The organism is Streptomyces sp. P9(2023) (genome assembly GCF_032436795.1).
Lineage (GTDB): Bacteria > Actinomycetota > Actinomycetes > Streptomycetales > Streptomycetaceae > Streptomyces.
This window is the reverse complement of the sequence record NZ_JAUPWM010000288.1, coordinates 1-322: the sequence shown is the minus strand read 5'-3', so window position 1 is coordinate 322 and position 322 is coordinate 1. Positions and strand designations below refer to the sequence as shown.

1 pseudogene is annotated in these 322 nt (G+C 41.3%); it reads left to right on the top strand.

Annotated features, from left to right (window positions below):
* Positions 1-317: pseudogene (locus Q5762_RS37665) on the top strand (transposase); the annotation flags it as partial.
* Positions 318-322 lie beyond the last annotated feature (5 nt).

Here is a 322-nt window from a genome sequence, read left to right as displayed (position 1 = left end):
CCGAACCCAAAGCAATGATGGTCCACTCTGACCAGGGCGGCCCCTCGTCAGCGACACTCTTTCGGCAGCGGTTAGCAAATTAAGGCATAACACAAAGTATGAGCCGTAGAGGTAACTGTTGGGATAATGCGGTGATGGAGCGATTTTTTAGGAGTTTGAAAACGGAGCGATTAAATTCTTTGTCATTTATAAAACATGATTCCGTGGTAAGCGTGGTCGAAAAATATATTCAATTTTATAACTATAAACGCAGGCATTCAGGCTTAGGGTATTTTACCCCGCATCAAAAATATAATGAGTTAAAAAAAGCCGATTAAAATCC